Origin of the sequence: Arcticibacter eurypsychrophilus (genome assembly GCF_001730525.1) — a bacterium.
Classification (GTDB): domain Bacteria; phylum Bacteroidota; class Bacteroidia; order Sphingobacteriales; family Sphingobacteriaceae; genus Arcticibacter; species Arcticibacter eurypsychrophilus.
Genome location: NZ_MDFN01000008.1, coordinates 135563 through 149898 on the forward strand (window position 1 = coordinate 135563; position 14336 = coordinate 149898).

Below are 14336 nucleotides of genomic sequence, written 5' to 3' on the forward strand. Positions count from 1 at the left end.
TGTAATTACTTACACATCCGTTTTATTTCTCTCCTTTAAAACCGGTTAATTAAACCTGCGACTTTTTAAGAAACTTATTCTTCTTTTTATAAATGCTATTTCAAACGTACCACGGGCGAATAAATTCCCTGGTCAGCGCCTTTAGTCCATACACAAACACGACCATAAAGTGCTTTAGCAGCCGAAACTGTGCTATTCCCGGTTAAATCAGCGGTAAAATTTACAGTACCCGTTGTGTTACTTGTAAAATTTTGACGCATTATATTTATTTCGTCATCCACGAATGATGTCGTACCCAGTAACAGCAGGATACGATCTATTTCTGCTGTAGGAACAATTTTATTAATAGTAAAAGACGAAGTCATAGTATTATTAGCCAAGGCGATAGACGCGTTAGAAATTGTAAAAAAAGGAGTCACCGGGACGTCTATCTGTGTAGATCCCTTTACTTCAACATTTATAGTATCGCGATCATTCACCCACGGACCATTTCCATTTCTCGTAACCAGTTTGTAATGTCCGTCGAACAATTTTGCAGAGAATGTTCCCTCCTGCCCTACAAAGACTTCGATTGGGTCTCGCCTCTGGTATCCATCCTGATACAGTTGGATACGAACCCTTTCCCCTGTGCCACGCAGATTTAATGCTTCTCCCCCATAGACCACTCTTCCGGACAGAACAGACTCTGGTGCAGCATAATTATCCTTTCCACAACCCGAGATCAATATTAGAAGAGCGAATGAAAAAACGCTTGATAAAATATTTATTTTCATGTTAGTATCTTAAAAAATTATTGATATGGATTTTTCACCAGCTTTGGATTGTTATTTAACCAACCGTTATCAAGCTCACTATAATATTGTCTCAATTCAAACCTCAAAGGATTCGGATACATAAAACTCATGTCCTTTTCCTCAAAGAACCATTTTCCATTGTTAGGGTCACCCGCGGCAACAACACGGTAAGGCCATAATCCGCGACGTGTAGCCGTTTCGTTTGACTGGTTACCAGTCCAGATTTTATCAGCCAGGCGCCAACGAAGCATATCCCAGTAACGGTGATCTTCAAACGCAAATTCTACTCGTTTTTCATGAACAATATTATCAAACGTAACGTTAATAAGAGGTTTTACTCCCGCTCGCGTACGGACTGCATTAATATTACTTAATGTTATAGCGTTAGCCCCTCCATTCAACTCTAGTGAAGCTTCGGCTGCAATCATATAAGCTTCGGCAATACGGAACCGCGGCTCCCAGGTTTCAGATCCTCTACCGCCTGTACCAGCAGAAGGAGTTTCGTCCAAAAATTTACGAATCCCAAACCCCGTTTTATTTACTAAGCGCAATGATGAATTAAATATCGGACCATTTGCTGAAGTAATAAGGTTTCCTTGTGCGTCTTTCGCGTTGGAACCTCCTTCTGTTTTCACCCACTTACCGCCATGCACATTTAATTGTCCTGCCTGAAGCACAACCTCCGCACCTGTAAAAAATGATCCTGGATACATTACAGTTCCACCTAAACGAGGATCCCTTTCTTTAAAAAGTGCATCTGCTGTAGCATAAAATTTAGGCGAATTAATAGTTCCGACATCGAACTTACTTCCCTGTCCGGGAGTAGATGTGTTAATAGGTTCGTATTCTTCTACCAAATTGAGTAATACAGACAAGTAATTGCTTTCGTTGTCCTGTGCAAGAGTAGTAGGTAAATTATTCTTAGTAAAACCATGAGTTTGTCCGGGATAAATAAAATCACGTCCCCAAATTACCTCCGTATTATTATCCTTTACACTTATAGCTTCATAAAAGTTTCTTGCTTTATCTTCAGGTCTCTTATCCTGCAAAACATAGGGGCTGTTGTTAATGACGTCCACTGCAGCATCCAGCGCTTTTTGGTAGTACCCGCTTGCTTTGCCTGCTTCAATTCCCACTTCTCTTCCCTGAGTTTGGAGTGGAGTAGCCATCAGGTTATTATATTTAGCCAGGGAAGCGGCATAAAGAGCAGCACGGGCCTCAAGCATCTTAGCAGTCCATTTGTTGGCCCGAGCCGAGTTCTTGTTTTTAGCCGCAGGCAACATATCAGCTATTGTGTGACATTCGCTAATAATATAGTCGTACATTTCTGCTTCAGTTGCTCGTGGTATCTGTAAAGGCGTAATATCTGTTCCTGGAACATATTCAAAAACGTCATCCCCTACAATAGGCATCCCTCCCAAACTACGACATGTATTAAAATAGTACCATGCACGTAGGAAGCGGGCTTCACCAAGCAACGGCGCTTTCTGTTCGTCACTTAGTACAGTCGTCTGTTTCAGCCCAAAAAGGAACTGATTGATAGCTCTAACCAGCGCGTAGTCATAAACTCTCCAACGATTCCGGTCCAATTCATTAACATTATCAAAATCATACCGTATGGCTTCATCAACTCTTGTAAAATCATAAAGGTCGCCTTGTATGTGCTGGCCATAACCGATGCGCTCGTAAAAGTTTGCCAGAACAGAGTTGATCAATTTAGGATCACCGTACACCTGATCATTAGTCAGGATTTTATCGGGTGTCTGATCCAGAAAGTCTTTGCAGCTGCTTACGCATATTGACAATGCGAGCACAGCCGTGAAAAAATATCTTCTTTTCATTTGTTTAAAATTTAAGATTTAAACCAAAATTATACATACGCATAGTAGGATAACCCAGGCCATTCTCATCCTGTTGTTCAGGATCTGCTCCCTCGACATTGGTTATAGCAAAAAGGTTTGTGCCCGCTACGTATACACGTACGCCAGAAATATTGACCTTACTTAATATTTTCTTTGGAATATTATACCCCAGTTCAAGATTACGAAGCTTCATATAATTTACGTTGTGTTTCCAGAAGGTACTGCTCCAATAATTGCTATGCCCTGATCTGTTCAACATAGCCATAGGGTATGTACCCGGAATAATTTCACTGTTAGCGTCCCAGACATCAGATAAATGCCAAGCGTCATCCAGTACAGATTGTGGGGTGTTACCGTTATTTTGAAATGGAACCGCTTGCTCATGTCGCTGATTATAGGTTGATAACGATGATCCCGAGAAATCAAAAGCCAGATCAATATTTTTCCAGTTAAACGAAAAGTTTAAACCAAAGTTGAATACAGGCGTTTGGTCCTGACGGAACGCTATAGGCCTCTCGTCCATTCCATTTATTATATTGTCACCATTCAAATCTTTATATTTAATATCCCCGGGGCGTATTGTGCGATTACCTTCACGGTCATTGTCAATAGGATAGGTAGCTATTTCTTCCCAATTCTGAAACTGTCCATTTTCTTCCAGACCCCAGTTAATAAAGCCGAACCGATGATTGAGACTGTTTCTGTATACATCCCATGAGTTGCTCTTGCGGTTATCATACTGCTCCCAATCATAGATACGAGCATACGTAAAGCTTCCACCAATGCTATAATTAAAATCATTAACTTTATCTGACCACCGTATAGACCCGTCTATACCTTTATGAAGATCTGAATTGAGATTTTCCCTCGGCAAAGTAAATCCAAGTTCAGATGGTAGTAATACATCATACCTCGATGCCGGCAGGCCGGTACGTAGACGCCTAAAATAATCTAGTTGAGCGCTTAGTTTGTTATTAAGGAATGATACGTCAAATCCGACGTCCATGATCTTCGCTTTAATCCATGATAATGTGACCACCGGTAATCCCCGGGGAGCGGTACCCACAACATATACTCCGTCGATAACTGAGCCCCCTGAACCGTAATTGTATCCGGACATGTAATCAAATGCATTGTAATCGGGAGTATTATCGTCTCCAACTAATCCATAAGAACCACGCAATTTAAAATCGCTAACTATGTTTTTGATTTTATGGTCTTTCCAAAATTTTTCTTCCGAAATCCTCCACCCTACAGATGCTGATGGAAAGAAGCCCCAACGATCGTTTGGCGGGAACTTCCAGGAACCATCATAGCGTCCAGATAATTCAAGTAAGTATTTATTTGCATAGTCGTAATTAACACGCCCCATCCAGCCAATCCTCGCTTGTGGATTTGCGCCGTTATCGCTATAGCTTCTTATCTCTTTGAAATTTATCAAATTCATATTATTAGCAACAGGAGTACTAACCAGCTGATTATTAGGATCACGACGCTGTATCGTCTCCATACCTGCAATAGCACTCAAGGAATGCCCGCCGAATTTTTTATCATAGGCCAACTGAACATTTGAAGTAATTTCTTCAACATAACCGTTAATACGCTCGCGATAAGGGTCATTCATCGTATAATCAACTGGATAAGTATCCGTTGCCGCGTCATAACGGTAAAGCTTATAGGTATATTCCTGGTTTTCCATCTGCCGATTTGCGAAGTAATATCCGCCCAGAACCTTTGCTTTCAATCCATCCATTATCTGATATTCCGCATTCGCCTGTAATTGTAAGACACGGTAGGTGTCCGTCATTCTTCCCGAAAGATCGTAATTAAGGATTCCAAAGTTAGATTGTACATCATCACTGGATTTTTGTGGATACAAAGGATTATCATTGGCGTATGGTCCCTTTACCGGCGTGTTTCTCAAAGTGGCAAAACGCGGTAACCAATAGTCATCGCCACCCGGTACACCTGGATTTTCCCTCTTTTCAATACGGCCGTTCATACGGGCCCCGATCTTGAGACGATTGTTAACTTGCGTTTCAATATTCATCTGGGCGTTTGTCCGCTTAAAGCCACCATAATTAACAATAGTTGCATCCTGATCAAGATTACCGACAGAAACATAATAAGTGGTTTTATCGGAACCACCTGTAATGTTTGCGTTTATATAACTTTGAGGAGCGGAGACCCATATATAGTCCAACCAATCAAAGCCCTGGTATCCTTTTTCAGTACCAGCCATCCATTTTTGATAATCGTCCTGACTATAAGAGCGTTGTCCACCTCTTAATGTCTCAGCCTGAACATAGTTTTTGACATAAGTTTTGGCATCGGCGGGATTAGTAAATTTAAAATTGTCTTGTCGTCCGTAGTAAGTGCTCACGGCAACTGTGCTCTGCGAATTTTTACTTCCTTTTTTGGTAGTAACAACAACCACTCCGTTTGCGGCACGTACACCGTAAATAGAAGCAGAAGCGTCTTTCAATACCGCAACAGATTCAATGTCATTAAAATCCAGGTTATTAAACTGTCCAGCATCCGACTGTATACCATCGATTACAAACAAGGGATCTCCCATATTACGAATTCGAAGGTTTGCTGAGGAACCTGGTCTTCCGTCTGTCTGCCGGAAGTTTAAACCGGGAACCTTACCAACCAATGCTCCAGCCACCGTCGCAGACGATGACCGTGAAATATCTTTAGATCCCAATGTCGAAATTGCTCCGGTCACAGTTACCTTTTTCTGTGATAAACCAAATCCGGTAACAACCACTTCCTGTAATGACTGCTCTTTTGCCTTCAGTGAGATTTTTATGGTATTAGAAGAACCGACATTTACATTTTGCGTGACGTAGCCAATGTAAGAGATCTCAAGTACTGAATTGTCATTTACAGTTAGCGAAAACTGGCCATTAATGTCTGTCACTATTCCATTTGTAGTGCCTTTCTCCTTGATAGTAGCTCCGATAACCGGCTGACCGGTCTCGTCCAGAACGGTACCTGTAATTCTTTTTGGTTGCTTAACCTCGCTGGACGATGATAAGTTATTTGATAGCCTGATGCCAGCATAAGCGTTACCCTGCATAATTAACAGGGAAGAGATAAATAAATAGGCAATAGGCTTGAGCATTCTCATGCCCCATTTTGATGTTAAGGCCTCTCCTTCTTTTTTCCCACTCAGTTCGTCATTTACACGTGTGCAGACAAACGTGCGGCAAGCTCTATTAGAATAAAACAGAAGAATAACCAATAACCTTCTAAAAGAAGACTGTTTGTTTAAAAGACCAAATCGATGGTCTTGTAGATTTCTTTTCATATAAACAGATTTTGGCTAATTGATAAATGAATGAACAATTAGGTTTTTTCATTTCTAGTCAAAGAAAACGATTTAGCATGAATTACGTGTCTCAGTTTCGTCTCAAAATCTCCTCAATTCGTCTCATCGAAATATAGTTTTGTTGAAGTTTATAAATCCAGTAGCTAGCTCAACTCTTTTAAACTTTTCATCAAATACGGGTTTGAAAACTTTATTACAGGTATTTTTAATCAGTTTTTTTGTGCTGGCAGATTGCATCGCTCAGCCCTATTCTTTAAGCGCTACGAAGTGGAGATGACTATCGTACTTTCCTAAATGGTTGTGATGGATGAGTTCAGATCATCAAACAGGGAAGAACTGGACGAGCGCAACAACCTATATAAGTTGATAGAGGAACAGGATACCATGCTTTACAATGCGAGGCGCAAATTTATGAAAGAGAAGATTGAGTCCGATGATTTCAACATCACAAGAAAGAATGTAATACAGAGTTGGACAAACTGAAAGAAAAGTGGAACGTATTACCTTCCAAAACCATAATTTAAAGACACTTGACGGTTTGCCAGATATTACAGTTGAAAGTAAACAAACGTTGATGAAAGGTACGGGAAGGCCGAAATTGAGGAAAAACGCATCATCATTGGTTCCATGTACCCTGAAAATATATGCTTTGATGGAACGGAACATTGAACCGCTCGGCTGAGCGAACCGCTTGAAGTCATCTTGCTGATAAACAGCCAATTAAAAGGTATAAAAAAAGGGAAAAGTTCTTTAAAATTGAACCTTTCCCATCAAGTAGCCCGCAGGGGAATCGAACCCCTATTTCTAGAATGAAAATCTAACGTCCTAACCGGTAGACGAGCGGGCCATTATAAAAAGAGTCATTTCCATGACTCTTAGGTAGCGGGGACCAGACTCGAACTGATGACCTTCGGGTTATGAGCCCGACGAGCTACCAACTGCTCCACCCCGCACTTTTTTTCCGTCAAACCAAGGTTTTTAAAGACCTTTTTTAAGAGCAAGAACAACGCTCAGCACTGTTTGAATTGGACTGCAAAGATAAATTTCGTTTCTTTGCAGTCCAAATCTTTTTTAAAATAAATTTTCATGTCACATAAAGCCGGATTTGTTAGCATAATTGGAAAGCCTAACGCGGGGAAATCGACCCTGATGAATGCCCTGGTGGGGGAAAAGATGTCAATCATCACTCCCAAGGCGCAAACAACACGACACCGAATTTTAGGTATCGTAAACGAAGAAGCGTATCAAATTGTTTTTTCCGACACGCCCGGCGTCATAAAACCGGTGTATGGATTGCAAGAAAGTATGATGGGTGCAGTCAATGATTCACTCGTTGATGCCGATATAATTTTATTTGTTACCGATATCAATGAGCGCTATGATGAGTCGGATGTAATTGAGAAATTAAAGAAGACAAACTCCCCAGTTGTAGTGATCATTAATAAAATGGACAAATCGACACAAGAATTTGTTACTGCGAAAATTGAACACTGGAAAACAGAGCTTAACCCCAATGCCATCTTTGCTATTTCAGCACTCCATGATCATAATGTCGGTGCAGTTATGGAATATATCATTGAACACCTTCCCGAACACCCACCTTATTACGATAAGGATACCTTAACAGATCGGAACCAGCGCTTCTTTGTAACGGAAATTATCAGAGAAAAGATCTTTACCTTATATGCACAGGAAATTCCTTACAGTACCGAAGTTATCGTAACTGAATTTAAGGAAGAAGAAAAGATTGACCGGATTAGTGTGGAGATCATGGTGGAGCGCGACTCCCAAAAGAACATCTTAATTGGCACAGGCGGAGAAATGCTTAAAAAAGTAGGCACCTACGCAAGGAAAGATATTGAAGAGTTTCTTCAGAAAAAAGTATTCCTCCAAATGTTTGTAAAAGTCATTCCTGACTGGCGCAATAGAAAGAACTACCTGAAGCGATTTGGGTACGAAGATTAATGAATACAACAAGCCATAAAATTGGCTTATGTTTGTAAAACGAATACATACAGGCTGTTCACGGAAATACGGACCTGAAATTTAAAACAATAATGAGTAATATAGTAGCCATAGTAGGACGTCCAAACGTTGGAAAATCAACTTTATACAATCGACTTACTGAGACCCGAAAAGCCATCGTAGATGATACGAGCGGCGTTACACGCGACCGCCATTACGGTGTGGCCGAGTGGATAGGAAAACCTTTTACAGTAGTCGATACAGGCGGATATGTAGCCCATTCAGAGGATGTCTTTGAAGCAGCCATCCGCGAACAGGTACTAATCGCCATCGAAGAAGCAACAGTTATTCTGTTTATGGTGGATGTTACCACCGGCATCACCGATCTTGACGATAGCATCACCGATGTTCTCCGTAGAAGTAAAAAACCAGTATTAGTCGTTGCCAATAAAGTAGACAACAATCAACTGCTTAACGACACCCATATTTTTCACGGCTTAGGATTAGGCGAAATCTTCCCTATTTCCTCCATGACCGGATCAGGAACAGGTGAATTGCTGGATGAAGCAGTGAGCCATTTCAATGATATTCAGGAAGAAGAATCAACACTTCCTAAGTTTTCTATAGTGGGCCGTCCAAATGTGGGCAAATCATCCCTGATTAATGCCCTTATAGGAAAAGAAAGAAACATTGTTACTCCTATTGCAGGTACAACACGCGACTCGATCCACATCCATTACAATCAGTTTGGCCATGAGTTTATGCTCATTGACACTGCAGGTCTGCGTAAAAAAACCAAAGTAAAAGAGAATTTAGAATTTTACTCTGTAATGAGAACGATCAAAGCGATCGAAGAAGCAGATGTAAACATTCTGATGATTGATGCTGTTGATGGAATCGAATCACAGGATATCAACATCTTCCACCTGGCAGAGAAAAACAAAAAAGGAATCGTTATCCTGATCAACAAATGGGATCTAATAGAAAAAAACCAGAACACCACCAAGGTTTTCGAAGAAACTATCAGAGAACGTTTGGCTCCATTTAATGATGTCCCTATCGTTTTTACCTCAGTAATAGAGAAACAACGTATTTTTAAAGCAGTAGAGGCTGCACAAGCAGTGTATGAGAATAAAATAAAAAAGATTCCTACATCAAAGCTGAATGATATCATGCTTCCTATCATTGAGAATACCCCTCCCCCTGCTTTAAAAGGGAAACACATTAAAATCAAATACATCACTCAAATCCAGGCGTCATCTCCTATGTTTGCCTTCTTCTGCAACTTACCGCAGTATATTAAGGATCCATACAAACGTTTCCTGGAAAATAAATTACGAGAGAACTTTGACTTTACAGGAGTGCCTATCCAGATTTTCTTCAGACAGAAATAAGAGGATGCGTTACTTCAGCATATTAACAATATTATGCGCCTTTTTGTATACAGGGTGTAATTCAGAGGTCGATAAAGTTCAACAAGAAAAACGAGATTCAATTGAAACAGTACGGATCGCAGATTCACTGCTCAACCTGGAATTAAATTTAGATAGTATTGACATCAAACAGGACACCGTCCTGAAATAACAAAATGTACCAAAACGGTTACTTAAATTCCTTAAGTGACCGTAAAAGTACAAGGTCATCTTCATTTAAAACATGGTAGTAGGCCCCTTCCCCAAAGTAAAAACGAGTTAACAAAGCCTTTAGATCAAGCATAATCAAATGCCTTGCAACGTCAAACTCCTTTGCAGAAAATAAAACATTCTTTGCTTTAGCCATTTTCACCAGTTTCTTATACTGCAGATTAGAAATCTTAAATTCAGCCGAAAGACTTTGCAAATCAGCAGGCCGCTTCGCTTTAATCAGATAGCTATACACATACTCATTCAATACAGCCTTCCTGCTTAAAGCATAATAAAGCTTGTTTGTTTTTGTGGTATCAACCGGAACATAAATATCAGGCATAATACCTCCCCCTCCGTAAACTACCCGACCTGATGTAGTCTTATAAAATTTATCCTTTTTAGAATACAGATTACTCATCAGATGCTCTTTATCCTGAAGCAACTCTCCACTACTCAAACGATTTGATACTTCTTGAAAATATTCGGTTTTATCATGTAAATAAGGCTTTTGAATAGACCTGCCGGATGGCGTATAATAACGCGCTACAGTTAAGTTCAACGAAGAACCATCTCCAAAATTAAACTGCTCCTGCACCAAACCCTTTCCGAAAGAACGGCGCCCAACAAGAGTACCACGATCCAGATCCTGTATCGCACCCGCAATAATTTCACTTGCAGAGGCCGTTCCTTCATCAATTAGCACGACCAGTTTACCCTGCTCATAATTACCTGCACGCGTGGCAAAGTAATCCGTTCTTGGCTCATGATGCCCCTGGGTATATACAATTAATTTATTTTCCGGCAAAAACTGGTCGGCCAATGCGGTAGCGGCATTTAAATACCCACCTCCATTTTCACGAAGATCCAAAATCAAACCCTTCATGCCCTGCTTCTTCAAACGGATAAGCTCGGCCTGAAAATCTTCATCGGTCTTTGCTCCAAACTTACTTATTTTGATATATCCTACCTTATTATTAAGTAGATAAGCCACATCAATACTGCTTATTATAATCTTATTTCTTGGAACCTGATAAACGATTTCATTGGTAACACCATACCTTCTAATGGTCAGCTTTACCAAAGTCCCCTGCCGCCCTCTAATCAGGTCAACTATTTTCTTAGAAGTAGCACCCGTTCCCGCAATGTTCACATCCCCAATTTTCAACAGCTGATCACCACTTTGAAGTCCCGCTTTTGCTGCAGGACCCATCGAATTAAGATGTGTGATGATCAAGGTATCATTTAATAACTGATACTCAATGCCTACTCCATTATAGTTTCCATTAATGTCATCGCTGAATTGTCGCGCCTCTACAGGAGGGAGGTACACAGAATGAGGATCTAAATTATTCAGAATCTCATTAATAGCCAGATTTTGAAAGGTATCTAACCGAACATCGTCTACATAGTTCTCTTTTATGAGATCAAGAACCTGGCCTATTTTACCCCCATCTTCATCCGATTGAAGACTTTTAGATAATTCATTATTTGTTTTATTATTTTCTTTTTGAAACTTAGGACCCAGAACCATTCCCAGCACTAACGCTCCCGTATAACAGGCGGCGATCAATAAATTTTTCCTCGTAGACAATGTGTGATATTTTCCGACGCTAAATTAACATAACGCAAGCCATTTTACGTTGTTTATTGCAAATAAATTGTAGATTCTAATGAATATTTATTTGGAATATTTTATCCATCATTACCCATTTCTCTCCCTCTTTTGCCCATGGCAATGGCGCCTGAAATTTCCACATCAACTTTTCCCATTCCTGCACTTTTGGATTTAAAGCATCCATCTCCGCCTTTTTATCGAAATCGAACGAATCATCCGTTTCCATAATCATACAAAGACGGTTGCCGGTACGATATATTTCCATATTCGTAATACCGGCTCCCGCAATACTTTTCATAACTTCAGGCCAGCCGTTTTCTTTTTTATGCCAATATTCATACTCCTCAATTATAGCCGGATCGTTTTTGAGATCTAATGCGAAGCAAAATCTATTCATACTCTAATATTTAGCAGGAGTGAAACAATTATATATCACGATTAATTTTCAACAAGCTTTATTACTTAGTGCTCTAATAAGTATTGAAACTTCCTCATACATGAAAACACTTTCCCCAAAAACAGCATCCCCTCTACTACCCTAAATGCTTGATTTTAGATTTACATGACGATAAAAACACAAATTTTTGAGGACTTATAACATTTACCATAAAGTCATAATTTAACTACAAGAAGGTTGGAGAAAAAGTAATCATAGACCATGCCCACTGATTGACACCCTTGCGAATCGTACCTTTTATCGCTTCCATCGTATTTGTGGAGAGCATTTGAGAATAGCCTACTTTAAAATTTATCGCTGGATTTATGTTCAAGTTATATATGATATCAGCTTCCTGACCCAATATACTTGAAAGTTTGGTGCTTCCCGAATAAACAGCTACCGGGGCATTAAACTGATGAAGATTCAATAAAATCATTGATTTGGCACCAGTTTTAAATTTCGTATTCAGGTTTATATCAATTAACCCAGCCGTTTTCCCTCCTTGCCCATGTGCATTCCCTACATAGAAGTAATCCATAAACCCATAAAACTTATGGTTGGTACCAAAAGCCGGATCAAAGGCACCTTCCTTTGCTGATCCCGCTTTTGTGCCCGACAAATAGTCAATGCCTAACTCCGGACTGGCAAAAGCCTTTGGTAGCGTTACACTAAAAGCAAATAAATAAGCACTTACATCTGCCGATGCAGCTGTTTTTCCAGTTTGGTAATACGCCTCTTCATGCAAAGCTACCTTACCCGCTTTTTGTTCAGCATATAAACCCAGGGTTTGTTTGTATGCAGTAGTAGAATCCACTTTTTGCCGGCCATCATTCAAAAACACAAAGGAGATTTTTCCACCTTTATAGTCTTTATGCAACCACAAATACTGCATCGTCTTATAATTGGCTGTCCCACTGTAAAATGTACTGCTTAATTTAGAAGCCTCCACCCCAAGATTCTGATTAAATGCTAGTCCGGCATCCATTGAAAACCCTAATGAATCAGCATAACTAAATTTCAATAAATCATGACTCCGGCCTTGCTGTGCCCAATCCAATCCTCCTAAAAACCTTTCATTATCATAAGCCAGGGTTTGCCGACCAATTTTAAATGACCATTTTTTATTAAAACGATACATCCCATAGGCTTCAAACAAATTAATTAAGGAAGGATCTGCCTTATAAATCTGAGCCGTATTGCCCCACATTCTAATATCCTGAACGGAAACTTTAAAGCTCATCTTATCCTTAATGTAGCCAAAGTTGAGTCGGGTCCTTTGCTCCACGAATAATGCAGGAGAACTCTCTGCTGTGTTTAGGGTTTTAAATCCGTTTCGAAATTCGGCCCTTGGTCTAAGTTCTCCTGTTAAACTGAACTGTGCATAACTTTCAAGACTGCAGAAAGTGGTGGCGCAAAACAATGCGGCGGTAGTAAGTAAATTTAATTTTCGATACATTTGCTTATTCTAGATTTTTTTATTGAACCCCAATTACGACGGCGATCTAATTGGGGTTCACTATTTGTTCAATTTGATATTTTGTTTTTTATTTTTATAAATATATTAAATATCATATATAACAAAGCATTCCGTAAAATTTAGATCTATTAATATGACTAAAATTAATTAATGGGCTGTTTTGAAACAAAATAGTAATGCAGGATTACTAAATAGGGAGCAATTTATCTTTTTAGCAACACAACACTTCGATTAAATACTAGTAACTTCAATCTTTTTATAATACAGATCATTTTTAATACTTAAAAACAATCTATTGGTTAATTATCAATAAAATAGAAAAGCAATATAGTTGTATTTTCTCTAATTGACTTGATAAAACTAAAAAGAAGAGCTTGGTTAGCCAGGTTTAGCTCATACGATTAGATAATATCTAAAATGAAATTAAGCAAGAAGAACTATGGTGTAGAAAACTGCTATCTAAGCAATAGCTGTTTAAAAGAATGGCTTCCTGCCATAGAAGCAAATAAGATAATCTACGAAGTAAAAAAAGGCGAAGTCATATTTCAAGAGGGCGATTTAGTGGAAGGCATGTATTTTGTTTATGAAGGGAATATCAAAGTGCATAAAAAATGGGGCGATAAGGAACTGATTCTACGAATCGCGTCCGACGGCTCCGTATTGGGACACAGAGGATTAAGCACCCTGAACAAAAATTACCCTATGTCCGCAACTGCATTAGAAGACGCCGTTATTTGTTATGTAACCATGGATTTTTTTAATAGCTCCTTAAAAGTTAACCCTGGCTTTAGTTACAAACTACTCATGTTTTTTGCTGATGAGCTACAAGAATCCGAAAGAAAAATGAGAAATATCGCTCACATGTCGGTAAAAGGACGACTATCGCGCTCTTTACTTTTCTTTAAAGATCAATTCGGTGTCAATGAAGATGGCTCACTCAAAATCAAATTGTCCAAACAAGATATCTCTTCATATATAGGAGCAACGTATGAAACCTTATTCCGGATTATGAATGAATTAATTGAAGATAAAGCAATTGATGTTTCTAAACGAGCGATCGTAATCTTAAATTCCGATAAACTATTGGAGCTTTCAAAAAAAGAAGAGTAAGCCTTTTAGTTTTCACATTGCCTATTGAGCAGGAAAAAAAATTTGCTAAGCATGGTCAACCCGGTATAGTCATGAGAAGGAGTCATGTCAGATCCTAAAATAACTATACACT

At 39.4% G+C, this 14336-nt stretch carries 10 protein-coding genes and 2 tRNA genes; 4 read left to right on the plus strand and 8 right to left on the minus strand.

Annotated elements, in window-relative coordinates; genetic code table 11:
- Nucleotides 1-95 precede the first annotated feature (95 nt).
- The 3 genes from BFL47_RS06275 to BFL47_RS06285 are packed head-to-tail and all read right to left on the minus strand — an operon-like array spanning nucleotide 96 to nucleotide 5972.
- Nucleotides 96-773 (minus strand): DUF3823 domain-containing protein, encoded by a 678-nt coding sequence (locus BFL47_RS06275; RefSeq protein WP_069658951.1) that lies wholly within the window; start codon nucleotides 771-773, stop codon nucleotides 96-98.
- A gap of 17 nt (nucleotides 774-790) precedes the next feature.
- Nucleotides 791-2635, minus strand: coding sequence for a RagB/SusD family nutrient uptake outer membrane protein (locus tag BFL47_RS06280; RefSeq protein ID WP_069658952.1), 1845 nt, complete (start codon nucleotides 2633-2635; stop codon nucleotides 791-793).
- Nucleotides 2636-2639: 4 nt separating this feature from the next.
- Nucleotides 2640-5972: a SusC/RagA family TonB-linked outer membrane protein gene (locus tag BFL47_RS06285; RefSeq protein ID WP_083257039.1), complete on the minus strand. Its 3333-nt coding sequence runs from the start codon at nucleotides 5970-5972 to the stop codon at nucleotides 2640-2642.
- A 324-nt stretch (nucleotides 5973-6296) separates the two neighbouring features.
- On the opposite strand from BFL47_RS06285, the gene BFL47_RS06290 reads away from it, so the two are divergent.
- The gene (locus tag BFL47_RS06290) at nucleotides 6297-6476 is read left to right on the plus strand and encodes a hypothetical protein (protein WP_139125775.1); all 180 of its coding nucleotides are present in this window, start codon (nucleotides 6297-6299) and stop codon (nucleotides 6474-6476) included.
- 292 nt (nucleotides 6477-6768) lie between these two features.
- Here the strand turns inward: BFL47_RS06290 and BFL47_RS06295 are convergent.
- Nucleotides 6769-6840, minus strand: a tRNA-Glu gene (locus BFL47_RS06295).
- Nucleotides 6841-6873: 33 nt separating this feature from the next.
- Nucleotides 6874-6946 (minus strand) — tRNA-Met (locus tag BFL47_RS06300).
- 133 nt (nucleotides 6947-7079) lie between these two features.
- On the opposite strand from BFL47_RS06300, the gene era reads away from it, so the two are divergent.
- Nucleotides 7080-7958: a GTPase Era gene (gene era, locus BFL47_RS06305; RefSeq protein WP_016194686.1), complete on the plus strand. Its 879-nt coding sequence runs from the start codon at nucleotides 7080-7082 to the stop codon at nucleotides 7956-7958.
- A 92-nt stretch (nucleotides 7959-8050) separates the two neighbouring features.
- Nucleotides 8051-9352 carry a ribosome biogenesis GTPase Der gene (gene der / locus BFL47_RS06310; RefSeq protein WP_069658954.1) on the plus strand — a complete coding sequence of 434 codons (1302 nt, stop codon included), beginning with the start codon at nucleotides 8051-8053 and terminating at the stop codon, nucleotides 9350-9352.
- A 208-nt stretch (nucleotides 9353-9560) separates the two neighbouring features.
- On the opposite strand, the gene BFL47_RS06315 is transcribed toward der, so the two are convergent.
- The 3 genes from BFL47_RS06315 to BFL47_RS06325 form a co-directional block, all read right to left on the minus strand.
- Nucleotides 9561-11174 carry a S41 family peptidase gene (locus BFL47_RS06315; protein WP_069658955.1) on the minus strand — a complete coding sequence of 538 codons (1614 nt, stop codon included), beginning with the start codon at nucleotides 11172-11174 and terminating at the stop codon, nucleotides 9561-9563.
- A 76-nt stretch (nucleotides 11175-11250) separates the two neighbouring features.
- Nucleotides 11251-11595: an L-rhamnose mutarotase gene (locus BFL47_RS06320; RefSeq protein WP_069658956.1), complete on the minus strand. Its 345-nt coding sequence runs from the start codon at nucleotides 11593-11595 to the stop codon at nucleotides 11251-11253.
- A 226-nt stretch (nucleotides 11596-11821) separates the two neighbouring features.
- On the minus strand, nucleotides 11822-13093 hold the full coding sequence (locus BFL47_RS06325) for an alginate export family protein (RefSeq protein ID WP_083257041.1): 1272 nt from the start codon (nucleotides 13091-13093) through the stop codon (nucleotides 11822-11824).
- Nucleotides 13094-13531: 438 nt separating this feature from the next.
- Here BFL47_RS06325 and BFL47_RS06330 point away from each other — a divergent pair, with 438 nt between their 5' ends.
- Nucleotides 13532-14224, plus strand: coding sequence for a Crp/Fnr family transcriptional regulator (locus BFL47_RS06330; protein ID WP_069658957.1), 693 nt, complete (start codon nucleotides 13532-13534; stop codon nucleotides 14222-14224).
- Nucleotides 14225-14336 lie beyond the last annotated feature (112 nt).

What these genes read in the sequence shown, in the direction of transcription:
- BFL47_RS06275 (WP_069658951.1), bottom strand. Translation starts at nt 773, where the DNA reads ATGAAAATAAATATTTTATCAAGCGTTTTTTCATTCGCTCTTCTAATA.
- BFL47_RS06280 (WP_069658952.1), bottom strand. Translation starts at nt 2,635, where the DNA reads ATGAAAAGAAGATATTTTTTCACGGCTGTGCTCGCATTGTCAATATGC.
- BFL47_RS06285 (WP_083257039.1), bottom strand. Translation starts at nt 5,972, where the DNA reads ATGAAAAGAAATCTACAAGACCATCGATTTGGTCTTTTAAACAAACAG.
- BFL47_RS06290 (WP_139125775.1), top strand. Translation starts at nt 6,297, where the DNA reads ATGGATGAGTTCAGATCATCAAACAGGGAAGAACTGGACGAGCGCAAC.
- era (WP_016194686.1), top strand. Translation starts at nt 7,080, where the DNA reads ATGTCACATAAAGCCGGATTTGTTAGCATAATTGGAAAGCCTAACGCG.
- der (WP_069658954.1), top strand. Translation starts at nt 8,051, where the DNA reads ATGAGTAATATAGTAGCCATAGTAGGACGTCCAAACGTTGGAAAATCA.
- BFL47_RS06320 (WP_069658956.1), bottom strand. Translation starts at nt 11,595, where the DNA reads ATGAATAGATTTTGCTTCGCATTAGATCTCAAAAACGATCCGGCTATA.
- BFL47_RS06325 (WP_083257041.1), bottom strand. Translation starts at nt 13,093, where the DNA reads ATGTATCGAAAATTAAATTTACTTACTACCGCCGCATTGTTTTGCGCC.
- BFL47_RS06330 (WP_069658957.1), top strand. Translation starts at nt 13,532, where the DNA reads ATGAAATTAAGCAAGAAGAACTATGGTGTAGAAAACTGCTATCTAAGC.